Genomic DNA, 14927 nt, shown 5'->3' with positions numbered 1-14927 from the left:
CCCGACCGGCCGCGGGATCAGCCGGCGGACGGTGAGGGCTTCGTGGCGGGATCAGGGACCGTCGCGGTGCGGGCCGGGGCGTCATTCGCATGCCGGGCCGAGGCCGCCTGCCGGTGGAACTCCATGGTCATGCGGTCCGGCTTGACCGTGACCACGGCCTGGGGCCGCGGCGCCCGGGACGTGAGCCGGAAGGACGGCCAGGTCCGCAGGATGGTCGCCAGGATGATCTGGAGTTCGGCCCAGGCGAAGTTCTCACCGATGCACTTGCGGCGGCCGTCGCCGAAGGCGAGGAACGAACCGCGGGTGGCCGACACGTTCTCGGGTGTCCAGCGGTCCGGGTCGAAGGCGTCGGGGTCGGCGAACACGTCGGGGTCGTGCTGGTGCAGGTAGGGGCTCCAGACCACGTCGGCACCCTCGGGAACGAGATGCCCGCCGAGGTCGAGGTCGCGGGTGGCGGTCCGGGTCACCAGCCAGGCCGGGCCGTACTTGCGGATGGCCTCCTGCAACACCCGGCGCGCGTACGGGAGATGATCGAGGTCGCCGTAGGTCAGGGGGCGGTCCGCGCACACCGAGGCGAGTTCCTCGCGCAGCCGCTGCTCGACCCGCGGGTGCCGGGTGATCTCGTAGAGCGTCCAGGCCAGGGTGGTGCCGGTGGTCTCGATGGCACCGGTCAGCAGGGTGATGGCCTCGTCCTGGAGCTGCTGGCGGGGCAGCGGCTCCTCGGCGGTCAGCAGCGTGTCGAAGAGGCCGGTCCGCTGCTCCCGGGCGGCCGCCGCGTGCGGGCATCCCGCTTCGGCCGCCGCGGCCCCGGCGTCGGTGGGAGGGCCGGACGGCCGGCTCGCACGGTGGTCGATGGCCTGGTCGATGAGGGCACGCAGGCGGGCGACGCGCCGCGCGTGCGCCCGGTTGGCGGGGAGCGGCAGCCGGGTCACCCAGGGCGGGAGAATCGTCTGCCGAATCGTTCCCTTCATGATCTCCGGCATCAACGCGGTGAACTCGCCCGCCAGATGCTCGGGCAGGTCCGCGCCGAACAGGGCGACGAGGAAGGCCGCGAGCGTGACCTCGTTCATGTCCTCGTACACCGCGCGCGGCTGCGCCTCGGGCCATGCGCCGACCGTCGCGGCGACCTGCTCGATCATGGCGTCACCACGGTCGGCGATGTGCGCCTTGTTGAACATGGGCTGCATCAGGCGGCGGTTGCGCAGGTGGGCGTCGCCGTCGGCGATGGTGGCGAGGCCGTCTCCGAAGAACACGCGCAGGGCGTCGATGATCCTGCCGCCCTTGGCGTAGTGCGCGGCGTCGGTCACGAGGACCTTGCGGGTCAGGGCGGGGTCGGTGACGACGTAGGCGGGCGTGGGGCCGATGCGTATGCGGACGACGGGGCCGTGGTCGCGCAGGGAGTTGATGAAAGGCAAGGGATCGCGGGCGAGCCGGAGGCCGTGGCCGATCAGGGGGAGCCCTCCGGGGGCGGTGCGGGTGGGCGACGTCGTGGGAGCGTTCATGGCCGGTTTCACTCCTTGTGGGGGCGTCGGCAAACGATCGATGCATGCCCAACGCATCCCCGCGGAATTCCGGCCGTCCATGCTCTCTGCGTCACACGCGACCGGCGCCGACCTGCCGACGAGGGGCCGGAAAAGTGGTCGCGCCGACACCGGGAGCCGGGTCCTTCGCCCTGCTCGGGCGGAGGACCCGGCTCCCGGTGGGGGGGTCGGATCAGGACGACTGGGCGCTCTGGTAGAGGTTCTGGGCGTCCGCGCCGAAGTACGGGCCGTACATGGCGTTCGGGAAGAAGTTGTACTTGAAGCTGTTCACCGAGGACTGCAGGCCGGTTCCGGTGGCCTCGTTGAACTGGGTGAACCAGGGGCCGCCGCTGGAGCCGCCGGTCATGTTGCAGGTCAGGCCGTGGTCGTTGGACAGCAGGAAGTCCCGGGTGGTGGTGCCGCTGCAGTAGATGAACTTCTCGCCGTCGTACGGCGCGGCGGCCGGGTAGCCGAAGGAGTACATGGCCTTGTTGTAGCCGGTGTTGAAGGCCAGGCCCTGACCGCCGACGACATCGGTCAGCTTCTTCCCGTCCAGCGGGGCGACCACGGCCGCGCCGATGTCGTAGTTGATGTCCTCACTGGCCGTCCACTGCGGTGTGGACAGGGTCTTGGACGCGGCCCAGGTTCCGTACGGGCGCTGCCCGTCGTGGTAGCCGGGCACGAACACCCAGTTGGTGTGCCAGGCTCCCTCCAGCTTCACGCAGTGGCCCGCGGTCATCACGGTGCTCTTGTTGGCGCTGGTGACCGCGTTGCCGGAGCAGGACGCGGTGCGGCCCTGGTAGGTGAAGAACACCCGTCCGGCGGTCTTGGTCACCGCTCCCCCGCCGGACCAGGGTCCGCCCCCGTGCGGGAAGGCCAGCGGGCCCATGGCGGAGGCGGGGGCGCTGGGGGCCACGACGGTGGCCTTGCCCTTGCGGAGTGCCGGTGACCGCACGTCGGAGCGGTCGACGGTCAGGACGTCGAGCGGGGTGGCCTCGCGCATCCGCTGCGGGGTCCAGAAGGCCAGGGCGCGTTCCTGTGCCGAGGGGGTCGTCGGGCCGGGGTCCGGTGCGGCGCTCGCCGGTGCGGCGGTGACGCCGGTGGCGAGGAGCGCGGCGACGCCGGCGAGCGCGCCGAGGACGGAGCGGCGGACGCGGGTGGTGCCGCCGGTGGAGGGAATTCTGCGGGGTTCGCCCATCACGCGGTCTCCTTCTGCTGTGGGGGCCGGGCGACGGGGAGCCGTCACCCGGTCAGGCAGGGGGTGTCACTGCGGACAGTCAGGAGGCAGCGTGCCACCCGGAGACCGATATGGACAGGTGCATGTCACGACGATGGCCAAAACCTCACGCCCGCCCCGCACGGAACGGGACATCCGGGCACGAAGAACCCGGCCTCCGCGTGGAGGCCGGGTTCGAAGGGCGCGTCGCTGGTGTCAGAGGATGGGGCCGGAGCCGCTGGGGCCGCCCGGCTGGACTCGGCCGCGCCAGGAGCCCGACTCGACTCCGCGCTCCTCGATGTACTGCTTGAAGCGCTTCATGTCGCCCTTGATCCGGCGGTCGATCGTGCCCATCATGTCAGCGGCCTTCTCCACGGCTCCGCTGGGCTCGACATCCATCACGAGCTCCACCCTGGTGTGGGTGTCGTCGAGGCGCTCGAAGCGGACCGAGCCCCTCTGATGTGTGTCTCCGCTGGTCGTGCGCCACGTGACCCGCTCGTCGGCCAGCTGGTCGACGATCTCGGTGTCGAACTCGCGCCGTACTCCGCCGATTTTGGTGGTCCAGTGGTTGTGGCGGTCGTCCAGTTGCCTGACCTCTTCGACGCCCTCCATGAAGTTCGGGAACTCCTCGAACTGCGTCCACTGGTTGTAGGCGGTATGGACGGGGACGTCGACTTCGACGGTTTCCTTGATGGTGCTCATCCGTATGCCTCCGTTTTCACTGATCGACTGCAGGAGGCCCATCGGCCCACTCAGGTCCGGGCCCGCGGAGGCCGAGTACCCGGGAAGCCGCGGTTGCCACATCGCAATGCGATCAGGCGCCCCGACGGACGGGACACCTCCCGCACCTCACCGGCTCCGTGCGGCTCAGGCCGCGGGGCCGGTGGTCCTCGACGTCTCCGAGCGGAAGCCGTGGCCGAGCTCGGGGGTCAATCCGTGGTAGTGGCGGAAGTTGTAGACGAGCGGGCTCCAGACGGCCGGGTCGATGTGTTGGGTGCCGGGCACGACGATGCGTTCGGCCGCGTGGACGCGCAGCACCTCGCACTCGACGCTGACGAAGAGGCCCGCTCCGCCCGGTGTCAGCGCCCGGACCCGGGCCTCGAGTTGCAGGGCGCACTCGGCGACGCGCGGGGGCTTCACGAGGTCGGCGGCGGCCGGGGTCAGTCCGGCCGCGGCGAACTTGTCCCGCTCGTGCCGGTACACGGGCCGTTTGGCCTCCGGCACCGGGCTGGCCCCCGTCAGCGGTGCCAGGCGTTCCACGTGCTGCCACAGCTCCGGCGAGGCGACGTTGACCACCAGTTCCGGCCGTTGTGCGAGGTTGCGCACGGTCTGGCTCTCGCTGCCCAGCCCCAGGACGAGGTGCCGGCCCAGGGCCCATGCGGAGGAGATGGGGGCGAGGTTGAAGCCGCCGTCGGCGTTCTCCGTGGTCAGCAGGACCACGGGCGTGCCGAAGTAGAGGATGCTCGGCTGGATCACGAGGTGGGCGTCGGTCGTCATGGCTCAGGACGCTACGGGCGGAACACTTCGTCGCCCGCCGAAGTGCCGGCCGGTGAGGAGGGGCCGGTGACCGGCCTACGGGCGCTCGCCGCAGCGCTCCGGCCCCGGATCAGAACCGGTCGTGCTGCTGCGGCTGCCCGTGGGCCTGGCCGCTCGGGCCGTCCGCGTTCTGGGTCTGCAACTGCTCCGCCTGTTCCTTGGTCACCTTCTGTTCCGCACCGCAGAAGGTGCACTGCGTCAGGTACTTCGTGGAGATCGGGAACAGCGGGACGAAGAACAGGGTGAACTTCGTGACGCGCTTGCGAAGCGTGTGGGCGGCTGGATTTCCGCACTGGCCGCACACCAGCGTCAGTATCGCCAGCTGGTACAGGTATCCCTTGGTGCCGAAGATGATCACGTGTCGGTCCTTCCCGGGTCGGATCTTCACCCAGTGTCCTGTATCGCGGGCACGCCCGGGGCGTGAGCCCCTCGTTCGTGTGGAGAGCCCGGCGGGGGCTGGTCCACTCGGGTGACGGCGGCCCGGGTGCCTCCCGGGGCGCCGGTACGGTTCCGCGGTGACCACGATCTCACCCGAAACGCAGTCCGTGCCCGCCGACGACCTGGGTTCCCTCGTCGTCCAGTCCTGGCGGGGCACGACCCCCGCCGGAGACGTCCCCTACCTCCTGGCCTGTTCTCTCGGAGACGGTGCGAACGGTCCGGAGGGCACCTCGAAGGCCATCGAGCGGCTGCTGCTGAACGCCGGGCTCCCCTTGGGCGAGGGACTCGTCCACGCGGCCCAGCGGCCCAGTCTGCCGGTGAGCCTGCTCGTCGTACCCGGGTCGGCCGTCCTCACCGTGCAGCACCTCAAGTCCCAGTTCGTCCCGCCGGAGACCTGGCTGGAGGCGGTGGGCGAACTCGGCTTCGCCTACCTCATCTTCACCACCCGGCCGTGGCCGCAGGGCGCCGAGCCCGGTGACGTCGAGACGCTCGCCGCCTTCACCTCCGACGAGGACGCGATGGCCTCGGCGGCGCATGTCGTCCTGCCCGCGCGCAGCCTGCGCGGCTGACCGGCGGCCGGCCCGGACCACGTGCGGTGGCCCGGGCCGTGCTGTGCTCGTGGTCAGGCGGACAGGGCCGCCAGCACCACGGACTTGGCCTCCTCCTGGACCCGGCCGAGGTGGTCGGGGCCGAGGAACGACTCGGCGTAGATCTTGTAGACGTCCTCGGTGCCCGAGGGGCGGGCCGCGAACCAGGCGTTGTCGGTGGTCACCTTGATGCCGCCGATGGCGGCTCCGTTCCCGGGGGCCTCGGTGAGCACCGCGGTGACCGCGTCCCCGGCCAGCGTGTCCGCGCTGACCTGGGCCGGAGAGAGCTTGGCGAGCAGGGCCTTCTCCTCGCGGGTCGCGGGAGCGTCGATGCGCGCGTAGGCCGGTTCGCCGAAGCGGGCGGTCAGCGCCGCGTAGTGCTCGGAAGGGGTCTTGCCGGTGACCGCCGTGATCTCGGAGGCGAGCAGCGCGAGGAGGATGCCGTCCTTGTCGGTGGTCCACACGGAGCCGTCCCGGCGCAGGAAGGACGCCCCGGCGGACTCCTCCCCGCCGAATCCGATGGTGCCGCCCGCCAGCCCGTCCACGAACCACTTGAAGCCGACGGGCACCTCGACCAGCTCGCGGCCCAGGTCGGCGGCGACCCGGTCGATCATGGCGGAGGAGACCAGGGTCTTGCCGATGCCGGTGCTGGCCGGCCAGCGATCGCGGTGGGCGTAGAGGTAGGAGATGGCGACGGCCAGGTAGTGATTGGGGTTCATCAGGCCCGCGTCCGGGGTGACGATGCCGTGCCGGTCGGCGTCGGCGTCGTTGCCGGTGGAGATCTGGAAGCGGTCGCGTTGCTCGATGAGCGAGGCCATCGCGTACGGCGACGAGCAGTCCATGCGGATCTTGCCGTCCCAGTCCAGCGTCATGAACCGCCAGGTGGGGTCGGTGTGCGGGTTGACGACGGTCAGGTCCAGGCCGTGCTGTTCGGCGATGCGGCCCCAGTAGGCGACCGACGCCCCGCCGAGCGGGTCGGCTCCGATGCGGACGCCGGCCGAGCGGATCGCGTCCAGGTCGAGCACGCCGGGCAGGTCGGCGACGTAGGTGCCGAGGAAGTCGTACCGGCCGGTGGTGGGGGCGGCGAGGGCGCGGGCGTAGGAGACGCGCCGTACGTCCTTCAGGCCGCCCCGGATGATCTCGTTCGCGCGGTCCTGGATCCAGGAGGTCGCGTCGGAGGCGGCGGGGCCGCCGCTGGGCGGGTTGTACTTGAACCCGCCGTCGGCGGGCGGGTTGTGCGAGGGCGTGACGACGACGCCGTCCGCGAGACCGGTGGTGCGGCCCCGGTTGTGGGTGAGGATGGCGTGCGAGACGGCCGGGGTCGGCGTGTAGCCGTCCGCGTCGTCGATCAGCACGGTCACCTCGTTGGCGGCGAACACCTCCAGGGCGGTCACGCGCGCGGGCTCCGACAGGGCGTGCGTGTCGGCGCCCAGGAAGAGGGGGCCGTCGATGCCCTGGCCGGCGCGGTACTCGCAGATGGCCTGGCTGGTCGCCGCGATGTGGTCGTCGTTGAACGCGGCTGCCAGTGACGATCCGCGGTGTCCGGAGGTCCCGAACGTGACGCGCTGCCCCGGGTCGTCCAGGTCGGGGCGGAGCGCGTAGTACGCGGTGACCAGCCGAGCGACATCGACGAGATCTTCGGGTCCGGCCGGACTTCCCGCTCGCTCGTGCTGCATGGGCCCGCTCCTCCGCATGGGTTGATCCTTCGCTTGCGCTCCCATCCTTCCTCGTCACAGCGGTGCCGCGCGAGGGGGGCACCCCAGTGAGGGCCGGATGTGCGCCACACCACGCGGGAAGCGGCACGGCGCACGAGGAGGCGGCGCTACGGACCACCGGGACACCCGGTGGTGCGTCGCGCCGCCTGCTTCCCTCGTGCCGGCACGTCCATCGCGCCGGCCGTCCTCAGATGCGTCCGCCGGTGAGCCGGGTGAGGGGGCCGTGCGCGCCGCGTTCCGCGCGGCGTCCGACGGCGTAGGACGCGGCGCTCAGAGCGGTCAGCCCCGCTCCGACGCCCGCGGCCACGAGCTTGCGGTGGGCGATGACCGTCCAGGCCGTCTTCGCCGTGGTGGCGACATGGCCCGAGGCCGTGACGACCGCCTGGCGGCCCGCCTCGACGCCCTTGGCCGCGGTCTGCGCGGCCGACTTCGCCGTCTCGGCGGAGCGCTCCGCGCCGGACTTGGCCGCTGACGCCGCCTCACCGGCCTTGCCCGCCGCGCCCTTGGCCGCCTGGGAGGCCGGCGCGGTGGCCTTGTCCGCCGTGCGGCGGGTCTTGGACTCGGCGGTCCGTACGGTGGTCGGCTTCTGATTCGTGCGCTTGTTCTCTTCAGTCATGGACACCGACTTGCCTCTGACTCCGGCGGCAAACACGTTCGGTCGCGGACCGTCCGGGCAGGAGGGTGCCTGAGCCCCTCACCCGAGGGGTAGACGAGCTACAGGCAACCGACGTCGGATCAGGAAGGAAGGTGCGTCATGGCCGGAATGCTGAATCGCATCAAGGAGTTCGCCAAGAGCCCGCAGGGACGGCGGGCTGCGGAGCAGGCACGGCGGGCAGCGGCCGACCCCCGCAAGCGGGCCCAGGCCCAGCGTCTGCTCGGCAAGCTCAGGGGCCGCGGCCACTGACCGGGACGCCGGTTCCTCCCGGTATCCAACTCCTCGGGCACACAGGTGTGTTCATGTCCGACTGGGGCACTTGGGTCGCACCACACACCTGAGAGGGGATGGTCCGATGGGCAGGGCAGGTAACGGCACGCGGGTCTGCGCCTTAGGCGTCGCCGGAGTCCTGGCGGGGACGGTGCTGGTCGGCTGCGGCGACGGCGGCGACTCGGGCGACGACGCGCAGGGATCGTCGGCGAAGACCAGCGCCGGCGCCCAGGAGCAGGGCACGCGGGCGGTGCGGTCGGCCTACGACAGGACGGCCGAGGAGGACACCGCAAAGGTGAGGCTGAAGGTGCGGACCTCCGCCCAGGGCACCTCGCAGACCGCGAACGGGCAGGGCGCGGTCGACCTGGACGACGGTGACAGCGTCATGACGCTCACGATGCAGGGGCAGCAGATCGAGCAACGGGTGGTCGACCGGATCCTCTACCAGAAGATGCCCAAGGGGCAGGCGCCCGGCGGCAAGCCCTGGATCAAGATCGATCTCGGGAAGGTCGCCGCACAGCAGGGCTCGGGCGACCAGTCCATGAGTGACCCGGCGCAGTCCGCCGCGTACGCCAAGGCGATCACCGACAAGGACGTGACCGAGAAGGGCACGGACACGATCGACGGCGTGAAGACCACGCACTACCGCGTCTTGGTCGACGTCGCCGAACTGCCCAATGGCGACACCCTGCGCAGGCAGGTCGGTCCGACCCTGCCGATGGACGTCTGGCTGGACGACGAGGGCCGGATGCGCCGCCAGCAGATCGACATGACCGTCAAGTCCCCGGCGGCGACGCAGCGGTCCTCCACCGACGCCTCGTCCGCGCCCGAGAAGGTCACCGTGCGCACGGTCATGGACTTCACCGACTTCGGCACCGAGGTGGAGGCGGACGCGCCCCCGGCCGGGCAGGTCACCGACATGACCGGCAAGGCCCTGGAGCAGGGCAAGCGGCAGAGCTGACCCGAGGTCACCCCACCGCCCGGCCGCGGAGGCGCCCTACGAGGTCCTTCGCGGCCGTCGGCCATGCCGGGTGGTCGAAGGCGAAGCCCGCTTCGAGGAGGCGGCCGGGGACGACGCGGCGGCTCTTCAGCAGCAGTTCGGTGTCCGAACGCAGGACGAAGGCGCCGATCTCCGCCATCCAGCGTGTCGCGGGCAGGCCCACCGGGACGCCCCACGCGGTACGCAGGGCGCGCATGAAGGCGCGTTGCGGCAGGGGCCCGGGAGCGGCGAGGTTGACCGGGCCCTCGATGTCGTCCCGGGCCACGAGGAACTCGACCGCCCGGGTGAAGTCCCGGTCGTGGATCCAGGACACGTACTGGCCGCCACCGGCGACGGGGCCGCCGAGCCCGAGCCGGGCCAGCCGCAGCAGGACGTCGAAGACGCCGCCTCGGTCCGGGCTCATCACCATGGCGGCGCGCAGGGCCACCTTGCGGGTGTGCGGGGTGTCGGCGCTCTCCTGCTCGCGCTCCCAGGCCTTGGCGATGTCGACGCTGTATCCCCAGTAGCCGGGGACGCCGGGTTCGGCGCCGCCGATCACGCCGCCGGCCTCGTCGTGGGGCGCGTCGAAGCGGTGGGCGTAGACGGTCGCGGTGCTCATCTGCAGCCAGACCGCGGGCGGCCGGGCGGCCGCGGCGATCGCCTCGCCCACGACCCGGGCGGAGTGGACCCGTGAGTCCATCATCTCCCGGAGGTTGGCGGGCGTGTAGCGGCAGTTCACACTCCGGCCGGCCAGGTTGACCACGACATCGCTGCCGTCGATCTCCGCCGCCCACGGCCCGAGGTTCGCGCCGTCCCAGTGCACTTCGTCCGGTCCGGCGGGGTGCCTGCTGAGCACCACGACGTCATGCCCCGCCGCGCCCAGGGCGCGCTTCAGGATCACACCGACCTGTCCGGTCCCACCGGGTATCACGAACTTCATGAAGGTCTCCCCCTCGACGTGTCACAGCGACCCTAGCCCATATTTGAACGCGTTCAAAACCCCTTGAGGGTGGAGCGCTCAACCTGCGCGGATGCGCCGTCGGGCAAGATGGGGCCCATGAGCGTAGTGAAGATCAATGTGCTGACCGTGCCGGCCGAGCAGCGGGAGACGCTGGAGAAGCGGTTCGCCTCCCGTGCGCACGCCGTGGAGAACTCCGACGGATTCGAGTGGTTCGAGCTCCTGCGCCCGGTGGAGGGCACCGACACCTACCTCGTCTACACGCGGTGGCGCGACGAGGAGTCGTTCCAGGCCTGGATGGAGGGGCCGATGAAGACCGCACACCAGGGTGGCGGTGAGGGCGGCGAGCGGCCGAAGCCCGCGGCGAGCGGCTCGACGCTGTGGTCCTTCGAGGTGGTGCAGCAGGCCGGACCCAAGGAGGCCTGACCGGCCGCGCATGCACGAGGTCCCCCGTGCCGCAACGCATGGGGGACCTCGTGCGTGGCCTCGTGACCGGCGCTCAGGTACGGCGGGAGCGGGCGGGCGCGGCGGTGCGGCCGACCGCGGCGGCCAGCTTGCGCAACCGGCGCCAGTCGAGGCGCGGGGGCGCCTCCGGGACTCCCGGGCGATTGCGGGGCACCCGGACACGCAGGGCGCGGCGTGCGATGCGGCAGTGGACGGGGGCGGACATGGTGAGCGCCTCGCCGTCGAGCCCGACCTCCAGCTGCGGTTCGTCGGCGTCGACGACGACGTGCTGCGCGGTGAGCACGGTGAGCCCTTCCGGGCGCGGCGACAGCAGGAGTTCGGCCGCTTCCACGGCACTGTCCACACGGACGGCCACCACACCCAGCCGCCCGGAGTTGAGCCGCTCACGCCGGCCGAAACCGAAGGGGTCGTCCATGCGGTACGCGTTGTTGCTCACCAGGATCGCCTGCGGGTCGGCGACGGTGATGCCGTCGGCGGTGGCCGTCAGACGCGGACCGCTCTGCCGGGTGAGCAGGTCGGGCAGACGCTCCAGGGCCGCGCCCACCTTGTCCTCCCGATAGCCGGGGCTCTGGACGACCGCCCCGTACACGCCGAACGACGCGTTGTTGACGAACGGGTGGTCGTCGGCGAACCCGAGGTCGACCCGCAGTTCGACGCCGTCGGTGAGGGCGTCGAGGCAGGTGGCCGGGTCCTCCCGGTCCAGGCCCAGGTCCATGGCGAAATGGTTGCGGGTGCCGGCGGCGATGACGAGGAACGGCAGGCCGTGCTCCGCGGCGACGGCGGCGACCAGGGCCTGGGTGCCGTCGCCGCCCGCTACGCCCAAGAGGTCGGCTCCGTCGGCCACGGCGGCCTTGGCCAGGGCGGTGACGTCCTGGTGCTGGTCCGGGTCGAGCAGGACGACCTGGGCGCCCAGCGACTCGGCCTTCTCCCTCAGGTTGAACTTCTCCACCTTGCCGCCGCCGGAACGCGGGTTGAGCAGCAGGAAGGGCCGTAGCGGCGGCGGTGTGCGGTACTCCTTGACCCGTACGGACCGCAGGCCAGTGCTGCGCAGGGCGTAGCGGCCGCTCCAGACCGCCCCGCACCACAGGAGCAGGGAGAGGAAGACCACCCAGAGCAGATTCGCGGTGGCGAAGAGGGTGATGAGGCCGACGGGCGCGACGACGACCAGCGCGGCCGCGGCGACGCGGACCACTCCGCGCCGGGACAGGACCCACCACAGCGCGGCCGCGGTCAGGGCGAGGCCCGCGAGGGCCGTCAGGAGCAGCAGCAGCCCTCGCAGACCGCCGGAGACGAGGGGCAGCAGGGCCGCGAGAGCGGCCGCGGCCAGGGCACCCCTGGCGGCCCATCTCTGCCGGCGGTGAAACCGCTCGTTCATCGCCGATCCCATCTCGTCCCTCCGCTCGAAGGCAGGCGCGGGCGGACTGTCGAGACCGCGCCCGGCCGTGACCATGGTGCCCGCCGACGCCTCGGCTCTGCCACTGCCGTCCTTGGACGGCTCCCCCTCCGCCGGGCACGTCAGACGCGAAGATCCCTGAGGGCGGAGCCATCGGTAGCGTACGCGGCTCTCCGGGCGCGGTTCCGCGCACCGGCGCACATCGGCACGCACACGCACTCCCTTTCCCGCTTCCCGCTATTGACCTGTTGAGTCTTATTGCGCAACTCTGTGCCCAAGTCCCAGTCCGACGAGGAGGCCGGAACACGATGGAGTGGACGGGCGCCCGGTACGCGGATCAGCCGACGGTCGAGGTGACGACGTGGATCGCCGCCCCGCCGGGAAGGGTGTGGGCGCTGGTGTCGGACGTGACGCGGATGCCGGAGATGAGTGAGGAACTGCTGGCGGCGCGATGGGCGGAGGGCGCCGCCGGGCCGGCCGTCGGAGCCCGGTTCGTCGGCCGGAGCAGGCACGAGCAGTTCGGGGAGTGGGAGACGACCTCGACCGTCGTCGCGTGCGATCCGGAGCGGGTGTTCGCCTGGGCGGTCGGGGATCCGGCGGAGCCCAGTGCCCTCTGGCGGTTCGGGCTGGAGCCGAGGGACGGCGGAACCGATCTGTCGCAGTGGATGCGGATGGGCCCCGGACGCTCCGGCCTGTCGTTCGCGATCGACGCCATGCCGGAGAAGGAGCAGAAGATCGTGTTCGTGAGGCTGCGGGAGTTCGAGCGGGGCATGACCGCCACGCTGGAGCACATCAGGCAGCGGGCGGAGTCCTGATGCGCGCGGCGACGACCGTCGAGGCGGCGGCTCTCGGCTCCTGGTCCCGGCAGGCCGACTTCGTCGTGGAGGCCGAGAAGCTCGGACTCGACGTCTGCTGGGTGGCCGAGGCGTGGGGATCCGACGCCCCGTCCGCCCTGGGTTTCTACGCGGCCCGTACGGAGCGGATGCTGCTCGGCTCCGGGGTCATGCAGGTCGGCACGCGCACACCGGTCGCCCTCGCGCAGACGGCGATCACCCTGTCCAACCTGTCCGGGGGACGGTTCCTGCTGGGGCTCGGCCCGTCCGGCCCGCAGGTGATGGAGGGCCTGCACGGGGTGCCGTTCGCGCGTCCCCTGGCGCGGATGCGCGAGACGGTGGAGATCGTGCGGCAGGTGGTCGCGGGCGGCAAAATCTCCTACACGGGCTCGGAGTTCGGCATTCCGCTGCCCGGCGGGGAGGCGGTGCCGATGCGCCTGTCCATGCGCGCCGAGCATCCCGTCCCCGTCCATCTGGCCGCGCTGTCGCCCGCCATGCTGCGGCTGACCGGCCAGGTCGCGGACGGCTGGCTCGGCACCAGCTTCGTCCCCGAGGGCGCGGCGGAGGCCTACTTCGCGCCTCTGGAGGAGGGCCTGGCCGCCGCCGGCCGCGAGCGCGCCGGGTTCGATGTCTGCCAGGGCGCCGAGGTCGCGTTCGCCCGGGACGAGGAGGCACTGACCGCCATGGTCGCGGGCCGGAAGAGGGAACTGGCCTTCAGTCTGGGCGGGATGGGCTCCGCGTCGACCAACTTCTACAACCGGGCGTACAGCCGTCAGGGCTGGGCCGAGGTGGCGGCGGAGGTCCGTGAGCGCTGGCAGGCGGGCGACCGGGACGGTGCGGCCGGTCTCGTCACCGACGAGATGGTGCTGGCCACCACGCTCATCGGCACGGAGGAGATGGTGCGGCGGCGCCTGCGCGTCTGGCGTGCCGCCGGTGTGGACACGGTCCGCCTCTACCCGGCCGGAGAGACCCTCGACGACCGGCTCGACACCCTCGGCCGGGCGATCGAGCTGGTGCACGAAACCCAGCCGTGACGCGGGCGGGTAAGCTCCCCTGCTGATCATCGGCCGACATGAACAACAGGGGGGCTCCGTGCGGGCCATGACCACCGTGACGACGACCGCGCTCTGCCTGGTGGCGGGCGCGGTCCTGGCCGGATGCGGAGCCGGCGGCACCGGCGAGGAGAGGTCCGCGGGCGACATCCTCGACGAGGCCAACGCGACGATGCGGAAGCTGGACTCCGTCACCGTCGACATCACCAACCGCACCACGGGCGGCACGGTCACCAGCCACCTCGTGACCGACCTGGACAGCAGGTGCAGGGCCAGGACCACCTATCCCGGCGGCAGCGCCCTGGAGCAGATCCGGCTGGGCACGACCGACTACGTCCGGCCCAACCGGGAGTACCTCCGGAAGTGGAAGAACAACCCCGGCCTGAGCAGCGAGCAGAGACTGTGGGTGAAGACGCCCGTGGACCCGGCCTCTGCAGGCGGGGACGGACTCACCTCCTGCAAACGGCCCTTCGACTCCTTCGGCACCGCGAGGAAGGGCGGAACCAAGCGCGTCGCGGACACGACGGCCGTCGAGCTGATCGTCACGGACAAGGCGGACAAGGAAGGGACGTACACGTTCTACGTGGCCGAGGAGGGCGAGCCGTACCTGCTGAAGACGGTGTACGAGAACGGCGGGCAGCGCACCACCACGTCGTTCAGCGGCTTCGGCGAACCGCTCGACGTGCGGGCGCCGAAGCCCGGTGAGGTGCTGAGCGTGGGCGACGCCGGCTGAGCCGGTCAGGAGGTCGCCGCGAGGAACTCGTGTCCCGGTAGCGCTTTCCGTTGGATTTCCGGTAGCAACCGGTCGAGTGGGGCAAATCGGCTCACCGGGGCTTGACGGGGCGGGACGGGGGTCGGCCTACTGGAAGGCGCAGCCGGCCGGGGCGGGGGTCCGGCCCGGTGCCGGCCCTGGGGGTCGAGGCTTCCGTACTCCCCCGCCGAGACGCAGGTCAGGGGTCTGAGGGTGCGGCGACGATGGGCAGCGGCGGCGGGTCTGGTGGCCTGCCTGTTGCTGCTGCACCTCGTCGTTCCGGGACTCGCGGGCGAAGGGCGCACGGCGGTCGCGGTCACTGCGGACGCGATGGAACCGGGCGCGGCTTCGCGTGCCGGGGCCGAAGGCCCCGGAGAGGTCGAAGAACCGTGTCCCTGTGAGGACGCACCGTCCGGGCGGCAGCTCGCGGCGCGGACGCCGCGGGCCGCGGGAGCGGCCGGTGTGAGCCCGGTGGTGACCGGGGCGGCCGTGGTGGACCGGGGCGGTACGGACGTCCACGCGGGACGAATGGGCTCGTGTCCCGGGGCGGCCGGATCCG

General features: G+C 71.8%; 16 protein-coding genes. 7 read left to right on the top strand and 9 right to left on the bottom strand.

The genetic code is table 11. The features are described 5' to 3' along the window. Nucleotides 1-17: 17 nt before the first annotated feature. From ACFY9E_RS28035 to ACFY9E_RS28015, 5 genes are all read right to left on the bottom strand, one after another. Nucleotides 18-1502 (bottom strand): cytochrome P450, encoded by a 1485-nt coding sequence (locus tag ACFY9E_RS28035; protein WP_390988578.1) that lies wholly within the window; start codon nt 1500-1502, stop codon nt 18-20. A gap of 211 nt (nt 1503-1713) precedes the next feature. Continuing rightward, nucleotides 1714-2718 carry a trypsin-like serine peptidase gene (locus ACFY9E_RS28030; protein ID WP_390988576.1) on the bottom strand — a complete coding sequence of 335 codons (1005 nt, stop codon included), beginning with the start codon at nt 2716-2718 and terminating at the stop codon, nt 1714-1716. Between the two features lie 234 nt (nt 2719-2952). After that, on the bottom strand, nt 2953-3438 hold the full coding sequence (locus tag ACFY9E_RS28025) for an SRPBCC family protein (RefSeq protein WP_390988574.1): 486 nt from the start codon (nt 3436-3438) through the stop codon (nt 2953-2955). Between the two features lie 165 nt (nt 3439-3603). Beyond that, nucleotides 3604-4233, bottom strand: coding sequence for a flavin reductase (locus ACFY9E_RS28020; RefSeq protein ID WP_390988572.1), 630 nt, complete (start codon nt 4231-4233; stop codon nt 3604-3606). A 109-nt stretch (nt 4234-4342) separates the two neighbouring features. Continuing rightward, nucleotides 4343-4630, bottom strand: a complete 288-nt coding sequence (locus tag ACFY9E_RS28015) for a zinc-ribbon domain-containing protein (protein WP_390988570.1) — start codon at nt 4628-4630, stop codon at nt 4343-4345. Between the two features lie 157 nt (nt 4631-4787). On the opposite strand from ACFY9E_RS28015, the gene ACFY9E_RS28010 reads away from it, so the two are divergent. Then, nucleotides 4788-5279 carry a DUF5949 family protein gene (locus ACFY9E_RS28010; RefSeq protein ID WP_390988569.1) on the top strand — a complete coding sequence of 164 codons (492 nt, stop codon included), beginning with the start codon at nt 4788-4790 and terminating at the stop codon, nt 5277-5279. Nucleotides 5280-5332: 53 nt separating this feature from the next. On the opposite strand, the gene pgm is transcribed toward ACFY9E_RS28010, so the two are convergent. Continuing rightward, nucleotides 5333-6973 carry a phosphoglucomutase (alpha-D-glucose-1,6-bisphosphate-dependent) gene (gene pgm, locus ACFY9E_RS28005; protein WP_390988567.1) on the bottom strand — a complete coding sequence of 547 codons (1641 nt, stop codon included), beginning with the start codon at nt 6971-6973 and terminating at the stop codon, nt 5333-5335. A 226-nt stretch (nt 6974-7199) separates the two neighbouring features. Next, nucleotides 7200-7628 carry a hypothetical protein gene (locus tag ACFY9E_RS28000; protein WP_390988565.1) on the bottom strand — a complete coding sequence of 143 codons (429 nt, stop codon included), beginning with the start codon at nt 7626-7628 and terminating at the stop codon, nt 7200-7202. Nucleotides 7629-7766: 138 nt separating this feature from the next. Here ACFY9E_RS28000 and ACFY9E_RS27995 point away from each other — a divergent pair, with 138 nt between their 5' ends. Both ACFY9E_RS27995 and ACFY9E_RS27990 read left to right on the top strand, forming a co-directional pair. Then, the gene (locus ACFY9E_RS27995) at nt 7767-7916 is read left to right on the top strand and encodes a hypothetical protein (RefSeq protein WP_167345921.1); all 150 of its coding nucleotides are present in this window, start codon (nt 7767-7769) and stop codon (nt 7914-7916) included. Nucleotides 7917-8022: 106 nt separating this feature from the next. Then, nucleotides 8023-8898 (top strand): hypothetical protein, encoded by an 876-nt coding sequence (locus ACFY9E_RS27990; protein ID WP_390988563.1) that lies wholly within the window; start codon nt 8023-8025, stop codon nt 8896-8898. A 7-nt stretch (nt 8899-8905) separates the two neighbouring features. On the opposite strand, the gene ACFY9E_RS27985 is transcribed toward ACFY9E_RS27990, so the two are convergent. Beyond that, nucleotides 8906-9856 (bottom strand): DUF1731 domain-containing protein, encoded by a 951-nt coding sequence (locus ACFY9E_RS27985; protein WP_390988561.1) that lies wholly within the window; start codon nt 9854-9856, stop codon nt 8906-8908. A 117-nt stretch (nt 9857-9973) separates the two neighbouring features. Between ACFY9E_RS27985 and ACFY9E_RS27980 the strand changes: the two genes are divergently transcribed. Beyond that, nucleotides 9974-10300 carry an antibiotic biosynthesis monooxygenase gene (locus ACFY9E_RS27980; RefSeq protein ID WP_033311730.1) on the top strand — a complete coding sequence of 109 codons (327 nt, stop codon included), beginning with the start codon at nt 9974-9976 and terminating at the stop codon, nt 10298-10300. Nucleotides 10301-10373: 73 nt separating this feature from the next. On the opposite strand, the gene ACFY9E_RS27975 is transcribed toward ACFY9E_RS27980, so the two are convergent. Next, entirely contained in the window at nt 10374-11726 is a 1353-nt protein-coding gene (locus tag ACFY9E_RS27975; RefSeq protein WP_390988559.1) for a diacylglycerol kinase family protein, read from the bottom strand. A 314-nt stretch (nt 11727-12040) separates the two neighbouring features. Here ACFY9E_RS27975 and ACFY9E_RS27970 point away from each other — a divergent pair, with 314 nt between their 5' ends. The 3 genes from ACFY9E_RS27970 (at nt 12041) to ACFY9E_RS27960 (ending at nt 14350) form a co-directional block, all read left to right on the top strand. Further along, nucleotides 12041-12547: an SRPBCC family protein gene (locus ACFY9E_RS27970; RefSeq protein ID WP_390988557.1), complete on the top strand. Its 507-nt coding sequence runs from the start codon at nt 12041-12043 to the stop codon at nt 12545-12547. Then, the gene (locus ACFY9E_RS27965; protein ID WP_390988555.1) at nt 12547-13599 is read left to right on the top strand and encodes an LLM class flavin-dependent oxidoreductase; all 1053 of its coding nucleotides are present in this window, start codon (nt 12547-12549) and stop codon (nt 13597-13599) included. Before ACFY9E_RS27970 ends, ACFY9E_RS27965 begins: the two co-directional genes overlap by 1 nt. Before the next feature lie 67 nt (nt 13600-13666). After that, nucleotides 13667-14350: a hypothetical protein gene (locus tag ACFY9E_RS27960; protein ID WP_390988553.1), complete on the top strand. Its 684-nt coding sequence runs from the start codon at nt 13667-13669 to the stop codon at nt 14348-14350. Nucleotides 14351-14927: the final 577 nt, after the last annotated feature.

The sequence above is a fragment of the Streptomyces sp. NPDC012466 genome (assembly GCF_042955215.1).
GTDB lineage: Bacteria > Actinomycetota > Actinomycetes > Streptomycetales > Streptomycetaceae > Streptomyces.
The sequence above is the reverse complement of the archived record's forward strand: the minus strand, read 5'-3'. Positions and strand labels throughout refer to the sequence as shown.

Excerpts from the sequence above, each read along its gene's own strand:
- ACFY9E_RS27995 (WP_167345921.1), top strand. The coding sequence starts at position 7,767 with ATGGCCGGAATGCTGAATCGCATCAAGGAGTTCGCCAAGAGCCCGCAG.
- ACFY9E_RS28000 (WP_390988565.1), bottom strand. The coding sequence starts at position 7,628 with ATGACTGAAGAGAACAAGCGCACGAATCAGAAGCCGACCACCGTACGG.
- ACFY9E_RS28025 (WP_390988574.1), bottom strand. The coding sequence starts at position 3,438 with ATGAGCACCATCAAGGAAACCGTCGAAGTCGACGTCCCCGTCCATACC.
- ACFY9E_RS27975 (WP_390988559.1), bottom strand. The coding sequence starts at position 11,726 with ATGGGATCGGCGATGAACGAGCGGTTTCACCGCCGGCAGAGATGGGCC.
- ACFY9E_RS27990 (WP_390988563.1), top strand. The coding sequence starts at position 8,023 with ATGGGCAGGGCAGGTAACGGCACGCGGGTCTGCGCCTTAGGCGTCGCC.
- ACFY9E_RS27970 (WP_390988557.1), top strand. The coding sequence starts at position 12,041 with ATGGAGTGGACGGGCGCCCGGTACGCGGATCAGCCGACGGTCGAGGTG.
- pgm (WP_390988567.1), bottom strand. The coding sequence starts at position 6,973 with ATGCAGCACGAGCGAGCGGGAAGTCCGGCCGGACCCGAAGATCTCGTC.
- ACFY9E_RS27965 (WP_390988555.1), top strand. The coding sequence starts at position 12,547 with ATGCGCGCGGCGACGACCGTCGAGGCGGCGGCTCTCGGCTCCTGGTCC.
- ACFY9E_RS27960 (WP_390988553.1), top strand. The coding sequence starts at position 13,667 with ATGACCACCGTGACGACGACCGCGCTCTGCCTGGTGGCGGGCGCGGTC.
- ACFY9E_RS27980 (WP_033311730.1), top strand. The coding sequence starts at position 9,974 with ATGAGCGTAGTGAAGATCAATGTGCTGACCGTGCCGGCCGAGCAGCGG.
- ACFY9E_RS27985 (WP_390988561.1), bottom strand. The coding sequence starts at position 9,856 with ATGAAGTTCGTGATACCCGGTGGGACCGGACAGGTCGGTGTGATCCTG.
- ACFY9E_RS28030 (WP_390988576.1), bottom strand. The coding sequence starts at position 2,718 with ATGGGCGAACCCCGCAGAATTCCCTCCACCGGCGGCACCACCCGCGTC.
- ACFY9E_RS28020 (WP_390988572.1), bottom strand. The coding sequence starts at position 4,233 with ATGACGACCGACGCCCACCTCGTGATCCAGCCGAGCATCCTCTACTTC.
- ACFY9E_RS28035 (WP_390988578.1), bottom strand. The coding sequence starts at position 1,502 with ATGAACGCTCCCACGACGTCGCCCACCCGCACCGCCCCCGGAGGGCTC.